General features: G+C 65.8%; 19 protein-coding genes. 11 read left to right on the top strand and 8 right to left on the bottom strand.

What is annotated here, in order from left to right:
• The first annotated feature begins 11 nt into the window (after nt 1-11).
• From PHR85_RS11675 to PHR85_RS11665, 3 genes are read left to right on the top strand one after another with little or no spacing between them, the layout of a single operon-like run.
• Complete coding sequence (locus PHR85_RS11675; protein ID WP_300054489.1) at nt 12-797, top strand: ABC transporter permease; 786 nt, start codon at nt 12-14, stop codon at nt 795-797.
• Nucleotides 794-1,513 (top strand): ATP-binding cassette domain-containing protein, encoded by a 720-nt coding sequence (locus tag PHR85_RS11670; protein ID WP_300054487.1) that lies wholly within the window; start codon nt 794-796, stop codon nt 1,511-1,513. Before PHR85_RS11675 ends, PHR85_RS11670 begins: the two co-directional genes overlap by 4 nt.
• 59 nt (nt 1,514-1,572) lie before the next feature.
• Entirely contained in the window at nt 1,573-2,358 is a 786-nt protein-coding gene (locus tag PHR85_RS11665) for a substrate-binding domain-containing protein (protein WP_300054527.1), read from the top strand.
• A 27-nt stretch (nt 2,359-2,385) separates the two neighbouring features.
• On the opposite strand, the gene PHR85_RS11660 is transcribed toward PHR85_RS11665, so the two are convergent.
• From PHR85_RS11660 to tsaE, 3 genes are read right to left on the bottom strand one after another with little or no spacing between them, the layout of a single operon-like run.
• Complete coding sequence (locus PHR85_RS11660) at nt 2,386-3,285, bottom strand: recombination-associated protein RdgC (RefSeq protein ID WP_300054485.1); 900 nt, start codon at nt 3,283-3,285, stop codon at nt 2,386-2,388.
• Between the two features lie 58 nt (nt 3,286-3,343).
• Nucleotides 3,344-4,804, bottom strand: a complete 1,461-nt coding sequence (locus PHR85_RS11655; protein WP_300054484.1) for an N-acetylmuramoyl-L-alanine amidase — start codon at nt 4,802-4,804, stop codon at nt 3,344-3,346.
• Complete coding sequence (gene tsaE / locus PHR85_RS11650; protein WP_300054482.1) at nt 4,801-5,334, bottom strand: tRNA (adenosine(37)-N6)-threonylcarbamoyltransferase complex ATPase subunit type 1 TsaE; 534 nt, start codon at nt 5,332-5,334, stop codon at nt 4,801-4,803. The genes PHR85_RS11655 and tsaE overlap by 4 nt, the downstream gene beginning before the upstream one ends.
• Nucleotides 5,335-5,462: 128 nt before the next feature.
• Between tsaE and PHR85_RS11645 the strand changes: the two genes are divergently transcribed.
• On the top strand, nt 5,463-6,665 hold the full coding sequence (locus tag PHR85_RS11645) for an RNA-guided endonuclease TnpB family protein (protein WP_300054480.1): 1,203 nt from the start codon (nt 5,463-5,465) through the stop codon (nt 6,663-6,665).
• Nucleotides 6,666-6,691: 26 nt separating this feature from the next.
• A complete protein-coding gene (gene queG, locus PHR85_RS11640; protein WP_300054478.1) occupies nt 6,692-7,810 on the top strand; it encodes a tRNA epoxyqueuosine(34) reductase QueG in 1,119 nt (372 codons plus the stop codon).
• On the opposite strand, the gene PHR85_RS11635 is transcribed toward queG, so the two are convergent.
• The gene (locus tag PHR85_RS11635; protein WP_300054477.1) at nt 7,770-8,681 is read right to left on the bottom strand and encodes an AEC family transporter; all 912 of its coding nucleotides are present in this window, start codon (nt 8,679-8,681) and stop codon (nt 7,770-7,772) included. The two genes, queG and PHR85_RS11635, sit on opposite strands and share 41 nt — an antisense overlap.
• 106 nt (nt 8,682-8,787) lie before the next feature.
• Between PHR85_RS11635 and PHR85_RS11630 the strand changes: the two genes are divergently transcribed.
• Genes PHR85_RS11630 through rnhA form a run of 3 tightly spaced genes read left to right on the top strand, consistent with a single transcriptional unit; the run spans nt 8,788 to nt 11,002 of the window.
• Entirely contained in the window at nt 8,788-9,732 is a 945-nt protein-coding gene (locus PHR85_RS11630) for a hypothetical protein (RefSeq protein ID WP_300054476.1), read from the top strand.
• Nucleotides 9,733-9,749: 17 nt separating this feature from the next.
• Nucleotides 9,750-10,568 (top strand): class I SAM-dependent methyltransferase, encoded by an 819-nt coding sequence (locus tag PHR85_RS11625; RefSeq protein WP_300054474.1) that lies wholly within the window; start codon nt 9,750-9,752, stop codon nt 10,566-10,568.
• Nucleotides 10,565-11,002, top strand: coding sequence for a ribonuclease HI (gene rnhA / locus PHR85_RS11620; protein ID WP_300054472.1), 438 nt, complete (start codon nt 10,565-10,567; stop codon nt 11,000-11,002). The genes PHR85_RS11625 and rnhA overlap by 4 nt, the downstream gene beginning before the upstream one ends.
• Nucleotides 11,003-11,024: 22 nt before the next feature.
• Here rnhA and glp read toward each other — a convergent pair whose 3' ends face one another.
• Genes glp through moaA form a run of 3 tightly spaced genes read right to left on the bottom strand, consistent with a single transcriptional unit; the run spans nt 11,025 to nt 14,099 of the window.
• Nucleotides 11,025-12,302 (bottom strand): gephyrin-like molybdotransferase Glp, encoded by a 1,278-nt coding sequence (gene glp, locus PHR85_RS11615; protein ID WP_300054470.1) that lies wholly within the window; start codon nt 12,300-12,302, stop codon nt 11,025-11,027.
• A gap of 12 nt (nt 12,303-12,314) precedes the next feature.
• Complete coding sequence (mobA, locus tag PHR85_RS11610) at nt 12,315-12,938, bottom strand: molybdenum cofactor guanylyltransferase MobA (protein ID WP_300054468.1); 624 nt, start codon at nt 12,936-12,938, stop codon at nt 12,315-12,317.
• Between the two features lie 3 nt (nt 12,939-12,941).
• The gene (gene moaA, locus PHR85_RS11605; protein ID WP_300054464.1) at nt 12,942-14,099 is read right to left on the bottom strand and encodes a GTP 3',8-cyclase MoaA; all 1,158 of its coding nucleotides are present in this window, start codon (nt 14,097-14,099) and stop codon (nt 12,942-12,944) included.
• Between the two features lie 130 nt (nt 14,100-14,229).
• Between moaA and ppa the strand changes: the two genes are divergently transcribed.
• A complete protein-coding gene (gene ppa / locus PHR85_RS11600; RefSeq protein ID WP_300054462.1) occupies nt 14,230-14,766 on the top strand; it encodes an inorganic diphosphatase in 537 nt (178 codons plus the stop codon).
• A gap of 207 nt (nt 14,767-14,973) precedes the next feature.
• Nucleotides 14,974-16,176 (top strand): RNA-guided endonuclease TnpB family protein, encoded by a 1,203-nt coding sequence (locus tag PHR85_RS11595; protein WP_300054460.1) that lies wholly within the window; start codon nt 14,974-14,976, stop codon nt 16,174-16,176.
• Between the two features lie 204 nt (nt 16,177-16,380).
• On the opposite strand, the gene PHR85_RS11590 is transcribed toward PHR85_RS11595, so the two are convergent.
• Entirely contained in the window at nt 16,381-16,608 is a 228-nt protein-coding gene (locus PHR85_RS11590) for a hypothetical protein (RefSeq protein ID WP_300054458.1), read from the bottom strand.
• 266 nt (nt 16,609-16,874) lie between these two features.
• On the opposite strand from PHR85_RS11590, the gene PHR85_RS11585 reads away from it, so the two are divergent.
• Nucleotides 16,875-24,624 (top strand): DUF4347 domain-containing protein (locus PHR85_RS11585; protein WP_300054457.1); only part of this gene is annotated, 7,750 nt, incomplete at its 3' end.

The following is a 24,624-nucleotide window of genomic DNA, read 5'->3' as shown; positions in this document are numbered from 1 at the left end:
GCCTGAGAGCGATGTCCGCCTTTTCCGAGGCCGCGCTCGGGGCGCTGCAGCTGCTCGTCGAGCGCGATACCGTGCTGTGGGCCATCGTCGCTCGTTCGCTGGCGGTCAGTGCCACGGCCTGCGCGCTGGCCTGTGTGGCCGGCCTGCCGCTGGGGGCCTGGCTGGGGGTGGCGCGCTTTCGTGGCCGCGAGGGGCTGCTGGCGCTGCTCAACACCTGGCTGGCCGTGCCCTCGGTGGTGCTCGGGCTGGTGGTCTACCTGCTGCTGTCGCGCACGGGGCCGCTCGGGTTCCTGGGCTGGCTGTTCAGCTTCCAGGCCATGGTGCTGGCGCAGACCCTGCTGGTGCTGCCGGTCATCACGGCCCTGACGCGCCAGCTGGTGGACGACGCCGAGCGGCGCCATGGCGAGCAGCTGGCCTCGCTCGGTGCCAGTGCCGGGCTGCGCGGTCTGCTGCTGGCCTGGGACGAGCGCTACGCCTTGCTGACCGTGCTGATCGCGGCCTTCGCCCGCGCGATCTCGGAGGTGGGGGCGGTGATGGTGGTCGGGGGCAACATCGACGGCTTCACCCGGGTCATGACCACGGCCATCGCGCTTGAGACCAGCAAGGGCGACCTGCCGCTGGCCCTGGCCCTGGGCGGCGTCTTGCTGGCCGTGGTGTTGCTGCTCAATGCTGGCATCGCCGGCCTGCGCCGCTGGCGCGACCGCTCCGTCGCACCGGCTGTGGTTTCCACCCTTCAGACTGCCGGCGGCCGCCTGAGCGCTGCGCTGTCGGTCGGCGTGCAGGGGACCAACCGGTGAGCGTCCCCATCCTGCAGCTGCAGGGGCTGTCGCTGCGCCTGGGCCAGGTCTGGGCGCTGCAGGACGTGAGCCTGCAGCTGCGCGCGGGCGAGCGACTGGCCCTGGTCGGCGCCAACGGCAGCGGCAAGACCAGTTTGCTGCGGGTCATGCATGGCCTGTGCGCGCCGACCGTTGGCAGCCGCAGCCTGAGCCAGCCCTTGCGCCAGGCCATGCTGTTCCAGCGGCCCCACATGCTGAGCTGCTCGGTGCGGCACAACGTCGCGCTGGCCCTGTGGCTGGCCGGCACCCCTTGGCGCCAGGCGAGCGAGCGCGCCCTGAGCGCGCTGGCGCGGGTTGGTCTCGAAGGGTTGGCGCCGCGCCGCGCCAGCACGTTGTCGGGCGGTCAGCTGCAGCGCGTCGCGCTGGCGCGGGCCTGGGCGCTGGAGCCGCATCTGCTGCTGCTGGACGAGCCCACCGCCAGCCTGGACCCGCACGCCAAGCGCGAGGTCGAGCAGCTGCTTGGCGAATTCAGCCGGGGCCAGGTGGCGGGGCAGCCGGTGACGCTCGTCTTCGCGAGCCACAACCTGGGCCAGGTCAAGCGCCTGGCCAGCCGGGTGCTTTATCTGGAGGGTGGCCGGGTCCTGGCCGACCTGCCGGTGCACGATTTTTTCAACGATGCGCTGCTGGCGGATAATTATCCCGAAGCGCAGTCTTTTGTCCGAGGAGAAGCGATTTGATCAAAGTCACTGACAAGGGCCGGTTGCCGCCGACCCGGCGCGCCTGGAGCGCGGCGGCCATCACGCTGGTGCTGGGCGCGCTGGGCTGGGGCGGCCCGGCGGCCGCGCAGGCGCCCTCCATCGTCGTGGCCTCCACCACCTCGACCGAGCAGTCCGGCCTGTTCGGCCATATCCTGCCCGAGTTCAAGAAAGCCTCCGGCATCGACGTCAAGGTGGTGGCGCTGGGCACCGGCCAGGCCATCGACATGGCGCGCCGTGGCGACGCCGACGTGCTGTTCGTGCATGACCGGCCGGCCGAGGATAGGTTCGTCGCCGATGGCTTCGCGCCGCGCCGCTTCGACGTGATGTACAACGACTTCGTGCTGGTCGGCCCCAGGGCCGATCCGGCCCGGGTGCGCGGCCAGGACATCGTCGCGGGGCTGCGGAAGGTGGCCGCCAGCCAGGCGCCCTTTGTCTCGCGCGGCGACCGCAGCGGCACGCACGCGGCCGAACTGCGCTTCTGGCAACTGGCCGCAGCCGACAAGGGCGGCGGCTACCGCGAATGCGGCTGCGGCATGGGGCCGGCGCTCAACATGGCGGCCGCGACCGGCAGCTACCTGCTGGCCGACCGTGGCACCTGGCTCAGTTTCAGGAACAAGGCCGATCTGGCGCTGCTGGTCGAAGGCGATCCGCGCCTGTTCAACCCCTACGGCGTGATGCGGGTCAGCTCGGCCAGGCATCCGCATGTGAAGTCGGCCGAGGGCCAGCGGTTCATCGACTGGCTGCTGTCGCCGGCTGGTCAGACCTCGATTGCCAGCTACAAGATCAATGGCGAGCAGCTGTTTTTCCCCAACGCTGCCCGCTGAACTCCCGGCCCGTCCGCGGCGGCGGCCTCAGGCCAGCTCGCCGCCGAGCGCCGTGGTCAGATCCGTGATCAGCGCGGCGAGTTCGCCGGTGGCGATCGCCACGTCGCTGTCGAAGCCGCCGTTGTCCTCGGCGCCGGCCTGCTCCTCGAACACGCCGTCGAGGAAGGCGACTTTCTTGAGCTGGGTGCCCTCGGTCAGCACGAAGCTGACGCGGCCTTCCCAGTCGAGCGCGAGCTTGGTCGGCAGCTTGCCCTGCGCGATGTGGCGCTTCATCTCCTCGTCTTCGAGCGGATGGCGGGTGAACTTGACGACCGAGTTCATCTCGTCGCCGCTCTTGAGCTCGACCTCGCGCCCGGGCGCGAAGTGCTCGGGCCATTCGTCGGCGCTGCCGCTGAGCCACTGCGTCATCGCGGCCTGTGGCGAGACCTGGGTGTTGAGCAAGGACACCCGCAGCCCGGCCAGGCATTCGACCAGCGCGGTGACCAGGGTGTCGGCCTTGCCCTGGCTGGCGCAGTCGAGCACCAGCCGGCCGTTGGCCAGGTCGAGCCAGACCAGCACGCTGGAGGTGCGCGCGAAGGCCATCGGCAGCAGTTCCCGCACCAGCTCGTCGCGCAGCTCGCGGCTTTCCTTGCGGCCCGGCTTGCGGCCTTCCTTTTGCTCGATCTGCGCGCAGCGCTCCTCGAGCCGGCGCTTGACGACCGAGCCCGGCACGGCCTTGCTCTCGTGCATGAAGCGCAGGATGCGCTGGCCGGCGACCAGTTCGACCAGCGCGCCGTTCGCCTGACCGCGCGCTGGCGCCCAGCCGTGGGACTCGGGCTGCGTCGCGCCGCAGGGTTGGAAGGGCAGCTTGGCCAGCGCGGCCTCCATGGCTTCGACTTCCATCGCCCAGTCCGGGGCGAGGCGGTAGACCATCACGTTCTTGAACAAGTTCTTTCCTCTTTGGCTGTCCGGCGCCAGGCCGGGGGTTCGATTATGCGGGCCGGCGTCAGAGCTGGCGGCTGCGCGCCAGCGGCGGGTTGGCGGCGAAGTAGCGCGTGATGCCGCGCTGCAACGCCCGCGCCAGCCGGTCCTGGAAGTCCGGGTCGAGCAGCCGGGCCTCCTCCTGCGGATTGCTGATGAAGGCGGTCTCGACCAGGATGCTCGGGATGTCGGGCGCCTTGAGCACCGCGAACGAGGCCTGCTCGACCCGTGGCTTGTGCAAGCGGCCGACGCGCCCGATCTCGCCCAGCAGCGCGCCGCCGAGCTTGAGGCTGTCGTTGATCTGGGCCGTGGTGCTCATGTCGAACAGCGCGCGCTGCACATGCGCGTCATTGACCTTGATGTTGATGCCGCCGACCTGGTCGGACTTGTTCTCCTGATTGGCCATCCAGCGCGCCGCCGCGCTGGAGGCGCCGCGCTCGCTCAGCGCGTAGACGCTGGCGCCCTGCGGGTCGGGCGTGTAGAAGGCATCGGCGTGCAGGCTCACGAACAGGTCGGCCTGCACGCGGCGCGCCTTCTCGACCCGCACCTGCAGCGGCACGAAGAAGTCGGCCTCGCGCGTGAGGAAGACGCGCACCGGGTTGCCCTTGATCTCCAGGTCCTGGAGCCGGTCGCGCAGCCTGAGCGCGATCTGCAGCACCACGTCCTTTTCCTGGGTGCCGGCCGGACCGATCGCGCCCGGGTCCTCGCCACCGTGGCCTGGATCGAGCGCGATCACGATCAGGCGATCGGTCTTGTCGCGCGGCTCGGGTTCGTTGCGCACCGGAGTCGTGGCCGTCTTGCGCGGCTCGCTGGTGCCCGATGCCACGCTGCCAGGGCCAGGCTGGGCGTCGGACTTGCCGGGCGCCTTGCTGTCGGTCCGGATTTCGGTTTTCTGGCCGCCGCTCTTGCCGCTGTCGATCTGCTGCTGGATCAGTTCCTCGAGCGGGTCCGGCTTGAGCACGGGGGCGATGGCCGAGGGGGGCGGTGCGGATCGTTGGGTGGCGGGACCGGCGGCGATCGAGGCTTCCAGGCCCTGCAGCCGCTGCTGGATCAGCTCTTCGAGCGGGTCGACCGCGCGGGCCGGATAGAGGTCGAGCACCAGCCGGTGCTGGTAGGGCTCGACCGGCTTGAGGCTGAAGACCTGGGGCTTGACCGGCTGCTTGAGGTCGACCACCAGCCGCACCACGTTGGGCGCGTTCTGTCCGACGCGCACGCCCGAGATATTGGGATCGTTGGGCTGGACCTTGCTGACGAGCTCTCTGAGTCCCGGCAGCAGATCCAGCCCAACGATGTCGACCGCCAGCCGCGGCGGGTCGGGAATGAAGGTCTGGCTGGTCTTGAGGGCCGCATCCGACTCGATGGTCAGGCGGGTGTAGTCGCGCGCCGGCCAGGCGCGCACCGCGAGCAAGCTGGCGCCGCGCGCGAGCTGCGCCGGCCCGAGCCAGAGCGCGAGCAGGCCGCCGCCGAGCAGATGACGTCGTTTCATGGTGCGAGGGCCTCCAGCAGTTTCAGCCCGCTCTGGCTGTGCGCCTTGAGCGTGACGAGGCGGCTCTCGTCCGCCTGTGGCGCCAGCTCGATGCCGAGGTCGGGCGCCGGCATCAGGCCCCGCGCCTTCTCGGGCCATTCGACCAGCTTCAAGCCGGGGTCGGCGAAGACCTCGCGAAAGCCGGCATCCTCCCACTCGCGCGGGTCGCCGAAGCGGTAGAAGTCGAAATGCGACACCGCCAGTCCGGTGGGCCAGGCCGGCGCGGGCGGCGCGCGGTGCGGCTCGACCACGGCGTAGGTCGGGCTCTTGATGCGTCCGCTCACGCCGAGCGCGCGCAGCAGGTGACGCACGAAAGTGGTCTTGCCGGCACCGAGGTCGCCGTGCAAGGTCAGGGTCGCGTTGGCCAGCGCGGGGCTGAGCGCCAGCGCCGCGGCCAGCGCGGTCGTGTCGTCCTCGCTCGCGCACAGCACGGTGCGCTGCGCCAGGCTGGGGGCCTGCGCGGCTTGCGCGCTTTCTACAATGGGGTTCATTCAGTTACCGTAAAAACTGCTCAATTCTTATCTTTCATGCGCATACCTGCTCACGCACTGTGACGGCATGACGAGAACAACCGCAGCCCTGTCCAAGCCGTGTCGGTTCGTGCCAGAATTATGCGGCCATGCTGATCGCACACAAGATTGCTCTCGATCCGAACAACGCGCAAGCCACCTACCTGGCCCGCGCGGCGGGTGTGGCGCGCTTCGCCTACAACTGGGCGCTGGCCGAGTGGCAGCGCCAGTACGAGGCCTGCAAGCTCGATCCGACACTGCCCAAGCCTTCCCAGGCCGCACTGCGCCGCCAGTTGAATGCTATCAAGCGCGAGCAGTTCCCGTGGATGCTCGAAGTCACCAAGAACGCGCCGCAGATGGCGATCATCCAGCTGGGCCAGGCGTTCCAGAACTTCTTTGCCGGCCGCGCCCGCTATCCGCAGTTCCGCAAGAAAGGCCGGCACGACCGCTTCAGTCTCAGCAACGACCAGTTCAGTCTCGACGCCTCGCGCATCCGCATCCCCCACCTGGGCTGGGTACGGATGCGCGAGACGTTGCGCTTCGCGGGCAAGATCCTGTCAGCCACGGTTTCGCGCGTGGCCGATCGCTGGTATGTCAGCCTTGCCGTCGATACCCATGACGATTCACCTCTACCCCAAGCCGAGAACCAAGGCGCGGTGGGTGTGGATCTGGGCGTCAAGGCGTTGGCGACGCTCTCGACGGGAGAGACGATCCCCGGTCCCAAGCCGCACCAGGCGCTGCTGAACCGCTTGCGCCGGCTATCGAGGAGCCTGTCGCGCAAGCAGAAGGGGTCAGCCAACAGAAAGAAAGCCAGGGCCAGGCTGGCGAAGTTGCATGCCCGTATCGCCAACATCCGCTCGGACGCGCTACATCAGCTCACGACGGACCTCACGCGGCGCTTCCACACCATCGGCATAGAAGACCTGAACGTCCAAGGCATGGTCAGGAACCGTCGACTGGCCCGCTCGATTGCCGACATGGGATTCTTCGAGCTGCGGCGGCAACTGGAGTACAAAGCGGCGATGCGTGGGGGGGAGGTGATTGTCGCGGACCGCTGGTATCCCAGCAGCAAGACCTGTTCGGGCTGCGGGTATCGGCTCGACGAATTGCCACTGTCGGCGCGCGAGTGGACTTGTCCGCACTGCGGTGCGAACCACGACCGCGACGTGAACGCGGCGATCAATTTGAGAAATCTGGCGGTGAGTTCCACCGTGTCAGCCTGTGGAGAGGAAGGCTCTGGCCGCCGTCGCAAGACGGGGGCGAAACCGGCCTCGGCGAAGCAGGAAGTCAGCTTTGTTCATGTTTGTACATGAATGAGCAAGTCTGGTAGAACGGTCTTATGGTCGATGCTGCTCAATTCGTCTCGCAAATCCAGGCCTGGGGCCGAGAACTCGGATTCTCCCAAATCGGCGTGGCCGATGTCGAACTGTCCGCGGCTGAATCCGGCCTGTTGGCCTGGCTGGAGCAGGGTTTTCATGGTTCGATGCACTATATGCAGGCGCATGGCCTGAAGCGGGCGCGGCCGGCCGAGTTGTTGCCGGGCACGCTGAGCGTGGTCACGGCCAGGATGGATTATCTGCCGCGCGCCACGCCAGCGGGCTGGTTGCAGGATGAATGGCAGCGCCGGCGCGAGCCTGGCGAGGCCGTGGTCTCGGTCTACGCGCGGGGCCGGGACTACCACAAGGTGCTGCGCCAGCGCCTGCAGCAGCTAGCCGACCGGATGGCGGCCGCGCTGGACCCGTTGGGCTATCGCGTCTTCACCGATTCGGCGCCGGTGCTCGAAGTCGAGCTCGCCAGCCGCAGCGGCCTGGGCTGGCGCGGCAAGCACACGCTCACGCTGAGCCGTGACGCCGGCTCGATGTTCTTCCTGGGCGAGATCTTCGTCGACCGCGCGCTGCCCGCCACCGCGCCGGTCAGCGCGCACTGCGGCCAGTGCCGCGCCTGCCTCGATGCCTGCCCGACCCGCGCCATCGTCGCGCCCTACCGGCTCGATGCGCGCCGCTGCATCTCCTACCTGACGATCGAGCACGCCGGGCCGATTCCGCTCGAATTCCGGCCCTCGCTGGGCAACCGGATCTACGGCTGCGACGATTGCCAGCTGGCCTGCCCCTGGAACAAGTTCGCCCAGCACAGCGCGCTGCCCGATTTCGATGCCCGCGCCCAGCTGACGGGGCGCGGCCTGATCGAGCTGTTCGCCTGGAGCGAGGCCGAGTTCCTGCGTCACACCGAGGGCAGTCCGATTCGCCGCATCGGCCACGAACGCTGGCTGCGCAACCTCGCGCTGGCGCTGGGCAATGCCTTGCGCGCGGCCGACCCGGGCGATCTCCCGTCGCTGCGCGCGGCGCTGCGGGCGAGGGCAGGGCATCCGAGCGAGCTGGTGCGCGAGTCTGTAGATTGGGCGCTGGCGCAGGACAGGTTCACCAGTACGCCAGCCAGCCCAGCGCCAGCGGCAGGCTGAGCATGCCCAGCAAGGTCGAGATCGTCACCAGGCCCGCCACATAGGGGCCGTTGTAGCCCATGCGCGCCGCCAGCACATAGCAGCTGGTGGCGGTCGGTACGGCGGCGAGCATCAGCAGCACCCGCGTCGGCAGCTCGGGCAGTTGCCACAGGCGCGCCATCAGCAGCGCCAGCAGCGGCAGCCCGAGGTGCTTGATCGAGAGCAGCGCGACGCTCAGCGCCTTGCCTTCGCGCATGGCGCCGATCTGCATGCCCGCGCCTGCGGCCAGCAGCCCGAGCACGATCGCCGCCTGGCCGATGCGCGTGAGCGTGGGCGTCATGGCTTCGGGCAGCTGCAGCCCGAGCAGATTGGCGCACAGGCCGCTGGCGGTGGCCAGGATCAGCGGGTTGCGCGCGAGTTCGCGCCAGAGCCGGCCGCCGGCGTGGCGCGCCATCGGCAGCACCGCGCCGATATTGAAGACCGGCACCAGCAGCCCGATCAGCAGCGCGAGCAGCGGCAGGCCCTCGGGGCCCGCGACCCGATCGATCAGCGCCAGCGCGATGAAGGAGTTGAAGCGGAAGGCCACCTGGGCGCCCGCGGCGTGCAGCCGGCCCTCCAGGCCGCGCCCCAGCAGTGGCCAGCGCGGCAGCGAGTAGGCCAGCGCGATGACGCCAACGGCCATGCACAGACCGGCGCCCATCAGCGGCCGGGCGGATTGCCAGTCCAGCGGGTGCCTGACGATGGAATGGAACAGCAGCACCGGGAACAGGAAGAAGTAGACCAGGCGGTCGACCTGGTCCCAGACCTGGCGGTTGAGCGCGCTGTGGCGGCACAGCAGGTGGCCGCACAGGATCAGCGAGAAGTCGGGGAGCAGCAGCTGGAAGAAGTTCACCCCCCAAAGCATAAAGCCAAGCCCGGTCCGCGCCGATTGAACCATGTCACAATCGCGCCTCTTATTCCTATCAGAGCCCCTATATCGGGCCATTAATTTTATGAAAATGAAGTTCCATCTGGGCAAACGCAACCTGCCGCGCCACCTCCATTCCAGCCACCAGGCCAGCGGCATGACCCAGGCCGTCGCGCTGGTCGACGAGCGCTATCTCAAATGGCTGGCCGGACAGCACGGCAGCGCACCGCTGCAGCTGCAGCGCCACAACCTGATGCCGGTGCTGACCGACCTGTTGCGCCAGAGCGCGCCCGACGCGCAACTGTTGCGCGCCTACCTGTTCTGCGAGCAGCAGGTGCTCGAACTCTGCGATGACGTCGTCGTGCGCAGCGTGCCCCCGCACGCGGTCGATGATGGCCTGGGTCTGGTGCGCTCGCTCGGGCTTGAGCTCAACCAGTTCGCGCAACATGGCGGCGCCGGCCTGGTGCTGATCGTCAGCGATGACGAGCGGCTGATCCCCTATATCGACGAGGCGCAGTGGCGCGGACTCAAGGTGGCGCTGGTCAGCGACGAGGGTGGCCTGGACATGCCCAAGCTCATGACCGAGGCTCCGAGCTGGGCCCGCATGTTGCTGCAGGCTGATCGCCGTCTCGCGCTGGGTGCCCCGGCCTGGGAGGCGCTGACCGTGCCGGGCGCCGTGCTGCAGTCCAGCCGTCCCGTCGCCTTCCAGCCGCCGGCTGCGCAGCACGAGCGCGACGCCGACTCCTCCGAGAGCTACTTCAGCAATGCCGCGCCCTCGGACGACTGGCTGGAGCAGGTCAGGCAGGTGATCCAGTCCTGGTGGACCGAGGAGACCTCGGACGCCCGCCTCGACCTGCAGGAAGAGATGCAGAACAGCCAGGGTGTGCCGCCCGAGACCGATCGCCACCTGCTGCTGCGCGTGCGCCGCGAGCTGGCGCGCACCTTGAGCTTCCAGGAGAAGAAGGCGATGCGCGAGCTGATCCGCGCCACCGTGCTGGCCCCGTCACCGGCGCAGGAGCTGCCGGTCGCCGGCTGATCCCTGCCGGGGACGGCATGAACGAGTGGAGTGTCTCCGGTCGGGAACTGGTGGCCTGGTTCGCCACGCCGCCGGGTCGCTATCTGCTGGCCTGGGAGCAGGCGCGGTTCGATCAGGCGGTCACGGACCTGTTCGGCTACCACGCGCTGCAGCTGGGGCTGCCCGAACTCGGCGCGCTGCGCGCCAACCGCATGCCGCACCGCTGGCTGGCGCTGCCCGAGTCGGCCGGCGCCTTCCCGTGGCCCGACGAGACCGGTTCCGATCCGGGGCCCGCCGTGGCCCTCGTCACGCACGCGGCCGCGCTGCCTTTTCCCGCCAGCAGCCTGGACCTGCTGGTGCTGCCGCACACGCTGGAGTTCAGCGCCGATCCGCATGCCGTGCTGCGCGAGGTCGAGCGGGTGCTGGTGCCCGAGGGCCGGGTCGTGATCTCGGGCTTCCATCCCTGGAGCCTCTGGGGCCTGCGCCAGTGGCGCGCGCGCTGGGCGGCCCGCCTGGGCTGCCGTGGCGAGGCGGCGCAGCTGTTCCTGCCCGATTCGGGCGACTTCATCAGCCCCCGCCGCGTGCGCGACTGGCTGCGGCTGCTGAGCTTCGAGCTTGAATCCCAGGCCCAGGGCTGCTGGCGCCCCGCCGTGCGCAGCGAGACCTGGCTGCAGCGCTGGGCCTGGCTGGACCGCCTCGGGCCCCGTGGCTGGCCAATGCCGGGCGCGGTCTATTTCCTGGTCGCGGTCAAGCGCGTGCGCGGCATGCACCTGCTGGGGCCGGCCTGGCAGCCGCGCCGCGCCGGCCTCAAGCCGGTCGCGGTGGCGCAAAAACATCCCCTCTCGAAAAACCGATGAATCCTGTCACCATCTACACCGACGGCGCCTGCAAGGGCAACCCCGGCCCGGGCGGCTGGGGCGCGCTGCTGCGCTCGGGCGCGGCCGAAAAAGAGCTCTACGGCGGCGAGCGCGAGACCACCAACAACCGCATGGAGCTGACCGCGGTGATCGAGGGCCTGAGCGCGCTCAAGCGGCCCTGTCGCGTCAGCCTCTACCTCGACAGCCAGTATGTGCGCAAGGGCATCACCGAGTGGCTGGCGGGCTGGAAGGCGCGCGGCTGGAAGACCGCCTCCAAGGAGCCGGTCAAGAACCAGGACCTCTGGCAGCGGCTCGACGAGATCGTGCAGGGGCGCGGCCACCAGATCGAGTGGCACTGGGTGCGCGGCCATGCCGGCGACCCGGGCAACGAGCGCGCCGATGCGCTGGCCAACCGTGGCGTGCCAGCGCGCTGATCCCCAGGCAGTTCCGTTCAGTTCAGATCAGCCCGTCGAACAGCATCAGGTCAACGATATCGCCTATGGCCACATCGCCCTGATCGTGATCCAGCCGGATCAGGCAGTTGGCTTCGGCCATCGAGCGCAGCACGCCCGAGCCCTGGCTGCCGGTGCCGCGCACCCGCAGGCGACCGTCGGCGCCACGGCTCGCGATGCCGCGCTGGAATTCGGTGCGGCCCGGCTTCTTGCGCATCGGCTCCAGGCTGTGCGCTGGCACCAGCAGCGGCGCGCTGTCTGAAGCGCCCATCAGGCGCAGCAGGGCGGGGCGCACGAAGGCCAGGAAGGTCACCATCACCGCGACCGGATTGCCGGGCAGGCCGAACAGCAGCGCGCTGCCGCCGTCCTGGCGCAGCCGGCCGACCGCCATCGGGCGGCCCGGGCGCATCGCGATGCGCCAGAAGGCCATGTCGCCGAGCTGCCGCATGATCGCCTTGGTGTGGTCGGCCTCGCCGACGCTGACGCCACCGCTGGTGATGACCACATCGGCTTGCGATCCCGCGCGCCGGAACGCCGCCTCCAGGCTGGCCGGATCGTCTCGCACCGCGCCCAGGTCGATCGGCTCCACGCCGAGCCGGCTCAGCAGGCCGAACAGGGTGTAGCGGTTGCTGTCGTAGACCGCGCCTTCGCGCGCGGCCTCGCCCAGGCTCAGGATCTCGTTGCCGGTCGAGAAGAAGGCCACCTTGACGCGGCGGCGCACCGTGACTGTCGCCAGGCCCAGGCTGGCGATCAGGCCCAGCGCGGCCGGACCCAGCCGGGTGCCGGCGCGCAGCGCGGGCTGGCCGGCCATCAGGTCCTCGCCCAGCAGGCGGCGGTTGTCGCCGGCGCGCAGGCTGTCGGCCGCCAGCGTCACCCGCTCGCCATCCAGGCGGGTCAGCTCGACCGGCACCACGGTGTCCAGCCCGGCCGGCATCACCGCGCCGGTCATGATCTTGACGCATTCGCCCGCAGCCACCTCGCCCTGCCAGGCCGCGCCCGCATAGGCGGTGCCGATCACGCGCAGCGTCAGCGCCTGGCCGGACCGCAGCTGCGAGCCGGCGAAGGCGTAGCCGTCCATGGCCGAGTTGTCATGCGGCGGCACGCTGATCGGCGAGATCAGGTCAGCGGCCAGCACGCGCCCGAGCGCGTCGAACACGCCAACCGATTCGGTCTCGCGCAGCGGCTCGACCAGCCGGGCCAGGAATTGGTTGACCGCGTCGGCACGCAGCGCGGCGGGGTCATAGCCCTGCAGTTCGGAGGCGATCTGTTCGATGGTTTTCATCTTTAATTGGGGTCAGAGACCAATTTCCAGCGCGTGCAGTTCGGCCAGGGTGTTGGCGTTGAAGAAGGCGCGCGGGTCGTCGCCGGGCGCGTCGAAGGCGACCGCGACATGGTGCTGCGACTGGATCCAGTCGTCGATCTTGCGTCCGCCGGCCCGCAGGTAGGCGCGCAGGCTGTCGGCCAGCTCGCGCCGGAGCAGGCAGAACACCGGCTGGCGGCGCAGCCGGCCCTGCTCGTCGCGGCCCAGCGCCAGCGCGAGGTCGGCGCCCTCGCGTTCGGCGGCCTGTGCCAGCCGCTCCAGCAGGTCGAGCGGGAACAGCGGCGAGTCGCAGGGCACGGTCAGCAGCCAGGGGCTGCTGGCCTGTTCGAGCCCGGCCAGGAAGCCGGCCAGCGGGCCGGGGAAGTCGGGCCGGGCGTCGGGCCAGACCGGCCAGCCCAGCGCCTGGTAGCGGTCGAGGTTGCGGTTGGCGTTGACCATGCAGCCGGCCAGCCGGTCACCCTGCTGGCGCCGCAAGCGCTCCAGCGCGTGCGCCGCCAGGGGGCGACCGCCCAGCTGCTGCAGCCCCTTGTCGACCCCGCCCATGCGCGAGCCCTGGCCGCCGGCCAGCAGCAGCGCATCCACCTGTCCGATGTTCAAAGTTCAGCCTCCGATGTAGCTCATCTCGATCCGTCGTCCGGCCGCGCCCGCTGCCGCTGGCAGGGCGGCGCGCAGCTCGGAATAGCGGTCGGTGCGCCCCTGCCAGATCGCTGCCAGCGCCGAGGCGATCTCGGCGTCGCTCGCGCGGCCCATGCCGTGGTCCATGTCGCCGCGCAGCAGCGCGCGCAGGTCGTAGCCCTGGCCGGCGAACAGGCACAGGTAGAGCCGGCCCTCCATCGACAGCCGCGCCCGGTTGCAGTCGCCGCAGAAGGCCTGGGTCACGCTGCTGATGACGCCGATCTCGCCCAGCGACGGGTCGTGCTGGCCGTCGGCACCGGCATGGCCCCAGCGCTCGGCGGTCTCGCCAATGGCGTTGGGGCTGAGCTGCACCAGCGGCAACTCTTGCTGGATGCGCTCGACCACCTGGGCGCTGGGCAGCACCTCGTCCATGCGCCAGCCGTTGGTCGCGCCGACGTCCATGTACTCGATGAAGCGCAGCGTCACGCCGCTGCCTCGGAAATGGCGCGCCATCGGCAGGATCTCCTGGTCGTTGGTGTCGCGCTTGACCACCATGTTGACCTTGATCGGCCCCAGCCCGACGGCCTGCGCCGCCTCCAGCCCGGCGAGCACGTCGCGCACCGGAAAATCCACATCGTTCATGCGCCGGAAGATGGCGTCGTCGAGCGCGTCCAGGCTCACGGTCACGCGCTGCAGGCCGGCGTCCTTGAGCGCGCGCGCCTTGCGCGCCAGCAGGCTGCCGTTGGTCGTCAGCGTCAGGTCCAGCGGCTGGCCGTCCGGGGTGCGCAGCGCGGCGAGCTGCTCGACCAGGTGCTCCAGGCCCTTGCGCAGCAGCGGCTCGCCGCCGGTCAGGCGGATCTTGCGCACGCCGTGGGCGACGAAGATCCGCGCCAGGCGGGTGATTTCCTCGAAGCTCAGCAGCGCGCCGTGCGGCAGGTAGTGGTGATTCCGGTCGAAGATTTCCTTGGGCATGCAGTAGTTGCAGCGGAAATTGCAGCGGTCGGTCACGCTGATGCGCAGGTCGCGCAGCGGACGACCCAGGCCGTCGAGCAGTTGCCCGCTGGGGGGAATGGCCTCAAGGGGGCGGGGGGCTGCGAGCACCGGGCTGCGCAGGTCGACCAGGGGAATGACGCGTTCTGCCATGGGGTGTAAGGTTACACCAAGGCGAAGCCTGCCGTCGTCCGTAAGGCCGGGGTAGGATGGGCCGCTAAAATGGGCGCGATCGGCGCGCGCCGCGTGCCCGGATTTCCTCAACTCCATCCAGACCGACACCATGTCCCTCGACCACGTCACCCCCGGCAGCAAGCTGCCCGAAGCGTTCAACGTCATCATCGAGATCCCGATGAACGGCGACCCGATCAAGTACGAAGTCGACAAGGAATCCGGCTGCGTCTTCGTCGACCGTTTCATGAACACCGCCATGCACTACCCGACCAACTACGGTTACGTGCCCAAGACCATCGCGGGCGACGGCGACCCGGTCGACGTGCTGGTCATCACCCCGGTGCCGCTGCCCCCGGGCGTGGTCGTGCCCTGCCGCGCGCTTGGCATCCTGAAGATGGAAGACGAAGGCGGCGTCGACGGCAAGGTCATCGCCGTGCCGACCGCCAAGATCCTGCCGCTGTACGCCAAGATCGAGTCGCTCGACGACCTGCCCGAGATCCAGCTGGCCCAGATCAAGCACTTCTTCGAGCATTACAAGGACCTCGACGCCGGCAAGTGGGTCAAGGTGCTGGGCTGGGAAGGCAAGGAAGCCGCCCATCTGGAAATCACCGACGGCATCGCCGCCTACGACAAGGCACAGGCCTGATCGCCAACGGGCGGCCTTCGCGGCCGTCCGCAGACAGACGAAACCCCTCGGGATGGCGTGCTCGATTCGCGCCGCCCCGAGGGGTTCATTCAGTTACCGTAAAACCTGCTCAATTCTTCTTTTTCATGCTCACGCACTGTGACGGCATGACGAGAAGAACCGTAGCCCTGTTCAAGCCGTGTGGGTTCGTGCCAGAATTATGCAGCCATGCTGATCGCGCACCAGATTGCTCTCGATCCGAACAACGCACAGGCCACCTATCTGGCCCGCGCGGCGGGCGTGGCACGCTTCGCCTACAACTGGGCGCTGGCCGAGTGGAAGCGCCAGTACGAGGCCCACAAGCTGGATCTGACGCTGCCCAAGCCCTCGCAAGCTGCCTTGCGCCGCCAACTCAACGCCGTCAAGCGCGAGCAGTTCCCGTGGATGATGGAGGTGACGAAGAACGCGCCGCAGATGGCCATCATCCAGTTGGGGCAGGCGTTCCAGAACTTCTTTGCCGGGCGTGCCAAGTATCCACAATTCCGCAAGAAGGGTCAGCACGACCGCTTCAGCCTCAGCAACGACCAGTTCGCTCTCGACGGTTCACGCATCCGCATCCCCAACCTGGGCTGGGTACGCATGCGCGAGACGTTGCGCTTTGCGGGCAAGCTCCTGTCAGCCACGGTTTCGCGCGTGGCGGATCGCTGGTATGTCAGCCTTGCCGTCGATACCCAGGACGATTCACCTCTACCCCAAGCCGAGAACCAAGGCGCGGTGGGGGTGGATCTGGGTGTCAAGGCACTCGCAACGCTTTCGACGGGGGAAAGCGTCCCCGGCCCCAAGCCGCACCAGGCGCTGCTGGACCGCTTGCGCCGGTTATCCAGGAGTCTGTCGCGCAAGCAGAAGGGGTCGGCCAATCGCAACAAGGCCAGGGCCAGGTTGGCCAAGCTCCATGCGCGCATCGCGGCGATTCGCTCGGACGCGCTGCACAAGCTGACGACGGACCTCACGCGGCGCTTCCACACCATCGGCATCGAAGACCTGAACGTCAAGGGCATGGTCAGAAACCGTCGCCTGGCCCGCTCGATCGCCGACATGGGATTCTTCGAGTTCAGGCGGCAGCTGGAATACAAGGCCGCGATGCGTGGCGGGCAAGTCATCGTCGCGGACCGCTGGTATCCCAGCAGCAAGACCTGCTCGGGCTGCGGACATAAGCTGGACGATTTACCGCTGTCGATGCGGGCGTGGACCTGCCCGCACTGTGGCGAAAACCACGACCGCGATGTGAACGCGGCGATCAATTTAAGAAATTTGGCGGTGAGTTCCACCGTGTCAGCCTGTGGAGAGGAAGGCTCTGGCCTTGGTCGCAAGACGAAGGCGAAACCGGCCTCGGCGAAGCAGGAAGTCAGCTTTGTTCATGTTTGTACATGAATGAGCAAGTCTGACAGAACGGTTTTGTCGTTCTTGCCTGTCGTTGCGTAATCATCGGCTGAATAGTTAAAAAATTGCAGCTATACAAAGGATTCGTACCGTGGTGCAAAACTTCCTTGCCGGCTATCAAGCATGATGAAACGTAAGCGGTTGTTCATCACCTGACGTTCAGCCGAATTAACAGGCCGTTGAAAAACCCACCCGTCACCCCGCTGGCGGCGGGTACGATCTAGCCCAGTGCTGCCAAGTCATGCGCACGGTTTCTATGTGCAGGTTCTGCAGCTTGGCCACCTCGCGACTGAGCAGGGGTTGCGACAGCAGCAGCAAGGTCTTGGCGCGCTCGCGCGCGCGCCAGTCCGCTGACTTCCTGACCACCTGCTCCAGTGCCAGCCGGTCTGCTTCGCTCAGCCGGGTGTCGAGTCGCTTGCCCATCCGTTTCCCTTGTCCTCATGACGCGGCACCTGCCGCACTGGGCAGGATTAGAACCGATGGCTGGCTAAAACAGGGACATGGATCGAAAAATTTCTCAGGACTAACTTAGCCGTCAATGCAAATGCCGGAGCCGCACAAGTATCGGTGCCAACTTTGCCGCCGCAACAAGCGCTGACCGCTTGTATTGCCTACTACGGCACGTATCCAACCCGAGACTGATCGGCAAATCAAGCCTCTCTCAACCCAACCCATAGCCCCCTGTAAAAATGAGCGACACCCTCTCCACTCTTGAAATCACCAATACACCCACCCCTGACCGCAAGGAAGTCGCCTTCATTGACACAGGCGTCACCGGCTGGGAGACCTTGGCAGGGGGCGTGCGCCCTGGGGTGGACGTGGTGTTGCTTGACGCAGGGCAGAGCGGCCTGGCGCAAATGGCCGAATGGGCGGCAAACCATTCAGGCTACGACGCCATCCATGTCTTGGGCCATGGCGCGCAAGGTGCAGTGCTGTTGGGTAGCGATAGCGTTACCCATGCCAGTCTTGCCAACCAAGATGTGCAAGAAAAACTGGCCGCCTTAGGCCAGGCACTGACGGCGGATGGCGATTTACTGCTCTATGGCTGCGACGTGGCCGAGGGACAGGTGGGCCTGGACTTTGTGGCGAAACTGGCGCAGATCACCGGGGCTGATGTGGCCGCTTCGGTTGACACGACTGGATCGGCATTGCGTGGGGGGGATTGGGTATTGGAGAGTGTTTCTGGCAATATCAATGTACCAAGCCTTTCCAACGCTGCATTTGAAGGGTTGCTTGCAACCCAATATGTCAATATTCCAGATCCCCTGGCCTCAGCAGGCGCGCAGACGGCATTTGATGGTTTCAAGTCGATTGCCTCCATTGACTACGATGCCGACGGCGATACCGACTTCATTGCCGTCGACAGTTCGTCATCTTTCTACCAGTTTTACAACAACAACGGCAGCGGTTCATTTGCCGCCGTCGACCTCGGTGTTGTCTTGCCTTTTGTCAGTGGCCGTGAATACACCATCGCGGATTTTGACAATGATGGCGATCAGGATATCCTGGCCCCTAATCCTGATGCATATACTTCAAGTTATTTCATAAACAACGGCAGCGGAAATTTCACTCAAGGCGCCGACCCCTTGGCCGCAGCAGGCGCGCAGACGGCATTTGGCGGCGTCAAGTCGGTCAGCGCCATTGATTACGATGCCGATGGTGATACCGACTTCATTACTTACAATGGATGGTCTTACCAGTTTTACAGCAACAACGGCAGCGGTTCATTTGCCGCCGTCAACCCCGGCGTTGCCTTGCCTCTTGCCTATGGCCGTGAATACACCATTGCGGATTTTGACAACGATGGCGATCAGGATATCCTGGCCCCTGATCCTGATACAGGTACTTCAAGTTATTTCATAAACAACGGCAACGGAATTTTCACTCCAGGCGCCGACCCCCTGGCCGCAGCAGGCGCGCGGACGGGATCTGGTGACGTCAAGTTGGTCAGCGCCATTGATTACGATGTCGATGGTGATACCGACTTCATTGCTTACAATGGATCGCCTTACCAATTTTACAGCAACAACGGCAGCGGTTCATTTGACGCCGTCAACCTCGGTGTTTCCTTGCCTTTCGTTTATGGTGCCGAATATACCATCGCGGATTTTGACAACGATGGTGATCAGGATATCCTGGCCCCTGATGGTTATGTAAATACTTCAAGTTATTTCAGTCACTATGGGACTGTCGCCGGCACCAATGACCGTCCGCCACGAATTTTCATTTCAAGCCCTACTGATAACGCGACGAGTATTGCCGGAAGTTCAAACATTGTTTTGACGTTCGACGAAACCATTTCGTCGGTGGGCTCTGGTGCGATCCGTATTTACAAGGCATCCGATAATTCATTGGTCGAAAGCATCGCGGGTAACGACAGCGGGAAGGTCGGAATTTCCGGCGCTCAAGTCACGATCAATCCAGCCGCGACGCTTGCGGATGGCACGGATTACTACGTTTTGATCGGCCAGGCTGCCTTTTTTGACGCTGATGGCATGACATTTCAGGGCATCAGCCAATCATCCACCCTCAACTTCACCACTGCCAGCAACCAGCTGCCCACCATCTCCAGCGTCACCGCCCCCAGCAACGGCAGCTACCAAACCGGCGACGTCCTCAGCTTCACCGTCGCCACATCGGCCGCCATCACCGTCACGGGCACCCCGCGCATCGCCCTCACCCTGGACACCGGCGGCACCGTCCATGCCACCTATGCCAGTGGCTCCGGCACCAGCTCGCTGACCTTCAGCTACACCGTTGCCAGCGGCGAGCTCGACACCAACGGGATTGGCATTGCCACGTCGATTGATTTGAACGGTGGCACGCTGAAAGACGGCAGCAGCAACGACTTGACCTTGACTTATACCGCCCCCACGCTGACCGGCGTGCTGGTGGATGGCGTGCTGCCCACCGTCACCGGCATCACCTCCAGCACCAGCAACGGTGCCTACAACGAAGGCGACACCATCAGCATTCAGGTGGCCTTCAGCGAATCGGTCACCGTCACAGGCACGCCGCAGCTCACGTTGGAGACGGGGGCCATCGACCGCGTTGTCAACTATGTCAGCGGCACCGGCACCAACACCCTGACATTCACCTACACAGTGCAGGCGGGAGACAGCTCTGCCGACCTGGACTATGCGGGCACCACCGCCTTGGCGCTCAACAGCGGCACCATCAAAGATGCAGCTGGCAACAACGCCACGCTGACGCTGGCAAGCTCTGGCGCTGCCAACTCGCTCGGGGCCAACAAAGCCATCGTGATTGATACCACCGCGCCCACGGCAGCCACCCCAGTGCGGGCCGATCTGGCGGCGCCCACCGGCACATCGTTCACCTTCAGCGTCAGCTACGACGATGCCAGCGGTGCGGGCCTGGACAGCAGCACGTTTGGCATGAGCAATGTCACGGTCAAAGACCCGTCCAATAACAGCCTGACGGTGAGCAACGCAACGGCCAGCGGCAATACCGTGACCTACACCGTCACCCCACCCGGCGGCAGCTGGGACTCTGCCGATGCGGGCACCTACACCATCGGCATCGTCGGCAATTCGGTAAAAGACCTGGCAGGCAACGCCGTGGCCGCCAACACGAGTGCCAAGACCTTTGCGGTGACGTACCGCGATCTGTTCACCATCACCGGCAACGCCTACGATGAGTTCCAGACGGTGACCGATGGTTCAGCCGTGATGACCAAGGATGCGACAGGGCTTGGGACAGGCGATCCGGTCACCGTGACATTCGGATCGGTTCCCCTGGGCACCACCACGGCGGCCTTTAATGCGGCCACCTCCAATTTGTACGGTGATGCATCAACAGGCGATGTGCTGTTTGTCCCGACGCTGCGCGACGCAAATAGCTCCTATAACGATGAGTCGAGTTTCATTATTGAATCCTTGACCCATTCTTTTGATTTTTCCGATTTCACCTATTTCGCCGATTTCGTCGATTTCGTCGATTCCGTAGCTAGTAACATCGGAACCTACACCATCAAGGGCTATTACAAAGGTGTCCTGGTGGATACCGTGGTGATTAACAGTTCTGACGGAACCGGAACAGCGGCAGCAGATATTGGCTCAAAATTCACCGGCAACGGCAAGCAAGTCAATCGCGTGATTATTGAAGCCTCGGATGGAACCGCTGAGCCCCCGTATTACGGCTACAATCATTTTGACCTGGCCAACTTCACGCCGTTGGTGCTCAACGTCAGCCCCGCTTTCGTGGGTGCCACCACCACCCTGACGGTGGACGAAGGTACCTCGGCGACAGATATCAAATCGCTGCTGCATGCGTCGGACAGCGATGGCTCGCAAACGCTGACCTGGACAGAGAGCAGCGCGCCCAGTCACGGTAGCCTGAGCTTTTCGAGCGCTAGCACCAGTTCGGGCAGCTCGGACGTTACCCCCGGTGGCACGATCACCTACACGCCGACGACGAACTATGCCGGTTCGGACAGCTTTACCGTCCAGGTGAGCGATGGCAGTGCTTCGGCGACGCGTACGGTTAACGTCACGGTCAACGACGTCAACCCGTCCATTTCCAACGCCACGCTTTCGGTCAACGAGAACGCCAGCAACGGCACCTCGGTCGGCACGGTGAGCGCGACGGGCGACACCAACGGGCTTGCTTACAGCATCACCAGCGGCAATACCGGCAGCGTCTTCGCCATCAACAGCAGCACCGGCGAGATTACCGTTGCCAACCCCATCAACTACGAAGGCAGCGCCAGCTACAGCCTGACGGTGGCCGTGGATGACGAAGATGCCGACACCACGGCGGATGCGACAGCGACGATCACGGTCAACCTCAACGACGTGAACGAAGCGCCGACAGCGGTCAATGACCTGTACGACGTTCAGCAAAACGCAACGTTATCGATAAGTCTGGTGCCCGTACTGGATCAGTCGCAGACGACTTTTGATACAGGTATTCCTTTGGGAGCCAATGCCGTTGTCTATCAGACCTTTACGGCCGGTAAGACGGGGGATTTAAAAAGCATCACGCTGTATCAAAATGGTTTGCCAGAGACAGAGACTTCCTCAAGCATTCGCATTTATGAAGGAGCGGGACTGGGTGGTGCGCTATTAAGCACGTCTGACATTATCTGGCTTAGCGCTTCATCCTCAGAAACTAGCAATGAAAGAACCGTCACCTTTTCAGCGCCAGCCTATTTGAAAGAAAATCAGGTCTACACCCTGAATATTTACTCCACGTCTGCCACCGCAAACATCGTGGGAGCAGAGGCCTCGTCCTACGCCGGCGGTAACTTGTTCCATAGTGATTATGGCGGAAATCTTGCGTGGGATCTGTGGTTCAAAACTTATGTCGAGCCTGCTGTGGGCGGTGTGCTCCTCAATGACACGGATCCTGAAGGCGATAAATTGAGCCTGACCGCGATCCGCACCGGTGCAGTTGCCGATTCGGGTACGGCTGGCACCTTGGGCAGTCCGCTCACGGGGACTTACGGCGTTCTCACGATCAACTCATTCGGCGCCGTTACCTATCAAGCCAACAATGCGCATGCACTCGACCTAGGGGAAACTGTTGATGATGTTTTCACTTACACGATGCAGGACGCCGTGGGGGCGACCAAGCAGGCAGAACTGAAAGTCAGGGTGACAGGCGTGAATGACACGCCCACGCTGACCAGCGTCAGCACCCTCACCGGCGCCATCGAAGACACGGCCTACACCATCAGCCATGCCGACTTGGCCGCCGCCGCCAACGAAGCCGATGCCGAGGGCGCCACGCTGAGCTTCAGGGTCGAAGCGGTCGCCAGCGGCACGCTGACCAAGGGGGGGGTTGCCGTCACGCCGGGCACTACCCTGCTGGGCACGGGCGAATCGCTGGTGTGGAAGCCCGCAGCCAACGCGAATGGCTTGGCCATCAATGCGTTCACCGTCAAGGCGCATGACGGCGGCTTGGCCTCCGCCACCGCCGTGCAGGTGGCGGTGGATGTGGCGGCCGTGAACGACGCGCCCACGCTCTCAGGCAGCCCCTACAGCCTGACCAGCACCGACGAAGACACCAGTAGCAGCGGTACCCTGGTCTCCACCATTCTGGCGGGCCGGTATGCCGATGTGGACAGCGGCGCGCTTTCGGGCATGGCGGTCACCACCAAAGGGGGCAACGGCAGCTGGCAATACTCCACCGATGGCACCAACTGGACGGCTTTTGGCACCGTCACTTCCGCAGCGGCGCTGCTGCTGGCCAGCACCAGTCAAGTGCGCTATGTGCCAGACGGCAACAACGGCGGATTCGCCACGCTCAGCTTCCGCGCCTGGGACCAGACCAGTGGCACGGCCTCTAGCAACGGCACTCCGCAAACTGCCACCAACCCAATCGGCGGCGGCAATAGGGCGTTTTCCGCCGGCATGGCCACGGCCAGCCTTGTGGTCAGCAGCGTGAACGACGCGCCCAGCAACATCACGCTCTCTGCCAGCAGCCTTGCAGAAAACACCTCCACCACCAGCGCGGTGGACGTGGGCACGCTGAGCAGCACCGATGTGGATACGGGCGACACGTTGTTCAGCTACAGCATCGTGGGCGGCAGCGATCAAGGCGTGTTTCAGATCAGCGGTAACAACCTGCAGTTCAAGGCCGGCACGGTGCTCGACTACGAGGCCCAAAACAGCTACAGCGTCACGGTGCGCACCACCGATGCGGGCAATGCCACCCATGACAAGACCTTCTCGGTGGCGCTGACCGATGTGAACGACGCGCCCACCGTTGCCAACGCGCTGGTGGACCAAACGGCTTCCGCCACGCAGGCGTTCAGCTATGTTTTTGCCAACGACAGCTTTGCCGATCAAGACATCCCCGCTCAAACGCTGACCTACACCGCCACCCGGTCAGACGGCACCGCTTTGCCCACCTGGCTGACGTTCACCCCCGCCACGCGCACCTTCAGCGGCACGCCCACAGTGGGCGATGCGGGCACCCTGAGCGTCAAGGTCACCGCCACGGACAACGGCACTGGCACGTTGAGCGTGACGGATAGCTTCGACATCGCGGTCGCCAACGGCCTCAAGGTCAGCAGCATCGTGCCCGCAGGCAGCGCCACGGTGGCAGGCAGCGCGACTTCGGTCGACTACACCGTGACGTTCAGCGAGGCGGTGACGGGGGTGGATGCGACCGATTTCGCCGTGACAGGCGCCACAGGCACTGCCAGTGGATCGGTCGGCAGCGTGAGCGGCAGCGGCAGCACCTACACCGTCACGGTCAACAGCCTGGGTGGCGATGGCACGCTGCGCCTGGACTTGAACAGCTCGGGCACGGACATTGTGATTAGTGGCACCAGCGCAGCGATTGCCTCGGGCTATACCAGCGGTCAGACTTACACGCTGGACCACACGGCGCCCGCACTGACCGCCGTCAGCATCGCCAGCAGCAACGCCAACACGGCGCTGGCCAAGGTGGGCGACACCATCACCGTGACCTTCACCACCGATGGCACGCACAGCGGCATCCCCACGGCCACCATCGCCGGGCAGGTCGCCACAGTCAGCCTGAGCAGCGGCAACACCTACACCGCCACCCACACCCTGGTCAGCGGTGACACCGAAGGAGCGGTGGTCTTTGCCATCCATGCATCCGACGCTGTAGGCAACGCCATGACGGCGGTCACTGCCACCACCAACAGCTCGGCGGTCAACTTCGATAAGACCGCGCCCATCATCACTCTCAGCGGCATCGCGTTTGGCGCCGACACCGGCACCAGCGCCTCGGACTTCATCACCCACACCGCCGCCCAGACCATCAGCGCCACCTTGAGCGGCACCCCGGCGGGCACCGACAAGGTCTTTGGCTCGCTGGACAACGGCGCGACCTGGGTGGACGTCACCAGCCTGGTCAGCGGCACCGCCCTGAGCTGGACGGGCGTCACCCTGACGGGCTCCAGCACGCTCAAGCTCAAGGTCACCGATGCCGCAGGCAATGACGGCACGGTGGCCTCGCAGGCTTACGCGCTGGACAGCACGCGCCCCGCCTTGGCCTCGGCGATCACGCTCTCGGACACCGCGCTCAAGGTGGGCGACAGCGCCACCGTCACGTTCGCGTTCACCGAGGTCGTCACGGGCTTCACGGTCGCCGACGTGACCGCGCCCAACGGCACGCTGTCGAGCCTCGCCAGCGCCGACGGCGGCATCACCTGGACCGCCACGCTGACCCCGAGTGCCGGCACCACGGCGGCCAGCAATGTCCTCACGCTGGACTACACTGGACTGGCGGACCTGGCCGGCAACGCGGGCACGGGCACGGCCACCAGCGGCAACTATGCGGTGGACACGGCTCGTCCTACTTTGGCCTCGGCCATCACGCTCTCGGACACCGCGCTCAAGGTGGGCGACAGCGCCACCGTCACGTTCGCGTTCACCGAGGCCGTCACGGGCTTCACGGTCGCCGACGTGACCGCGCCCAACGGCACGCTGTCCGGCCTCG

Origin of the sequence: Malikia sp. (assembly GCF_028687635.1) — a bacterium.
Classification (GTDB): Bacteria; Pseudomonadota; Gammaproteobacteria; order Burkholderiales; family Burkholderiaceae_C; genus Malikia.
Note: the sequence above shows the minus strand (reverse complement) of the source record. Positions and strands in the feature narration are given on the sequence as shown.

Coding starts and splice junctions, on each gene's coding strand:
- tsaE (WP_300054482.1), bottom strand. CDS start 5,334: ATGAACCCCATTGTAGAAAGCGCGCAAGCCGCGCAGGCCCCCAGCCTG.
- queG (WP_300054478.1), top strand. CDS start 6,692: ATGGTCGATGCTGCTCAATTCGTCTCGCAAATCCAGGCCTGGGGCCGA.
- ppa (WP_300054462.1), top strand. CDS start 14,230: ATGTCCCTCGACCACGTCACCCCCGGCAGCAAGCTGCCCGAAGCGTTC.
- PHR85_RS11675 (WP_300054489.1), top strand. CDS start 12: ATGTCCGCCTTTTCCGAGGCCGCGCTCGGGGCGCTGCAGCTGCTCGTC.
- rnhA (WP_300054472.1), top strand. CDS start 10,565: ATGAATCCTGTCACCATCTACACCGACGGCGCCTGCAAGGGCAACCCC.
- PHR85_RS11630 (WP_300054476.1), top strand. CDS start 8,788: ATGAAGTTCCATCTGGGCAAACGCAACCTGCCGCGCCACCTCCATTCC.
- PHR85_RS11590 (WP_300054458.1), bottom strand. CDS start 16,608: ATGGGCAAGCGACTCGACACCCGGCTGAGCGAAGCAGACCGGCTGGCA.
- PHR85_RS11645 (WP_300054480.1), top strand. CDS start 5,463: ATGCTGATCGCACACAAGATTGCTCTCGATCCGAACAACGCGCAAGCC.
- PHR85_RS11625 (WP_300054474.1), top strand. CDS start 9,750: ATGAACGAGTGGAGTGTCTCCGGTCGGGAACTGGTGGCCTGGTTCGCC.
- glp (WP_300054470.1), bottom strand. CDS start 12,302: ATGAAAACCATCGAACAGATCGCCTCCGAACTGCAGGGCTATGACCCC.
- moaA (WP_300054464.1), bottom strand. CDS start 14,099: ATGGCAGAACGCGTCATTCCCCTGGTCGACCTGCGCAGCCCGGTGCTC.
- PHR85_RS11595 (WP_300054460.1), top strand. CDS start 14,974: ATGCTGATCGCGCACCAGATTGCTCTCGATCCGAACAACGCACAGGCC.
- PHR85_RS11655 (WP_300054484.1), bottom strand. CDS start 4,804: ATGAAACGACGTCATCTGCTCGGCGGCGGCCTGCTCGCGCTCTGGCTC.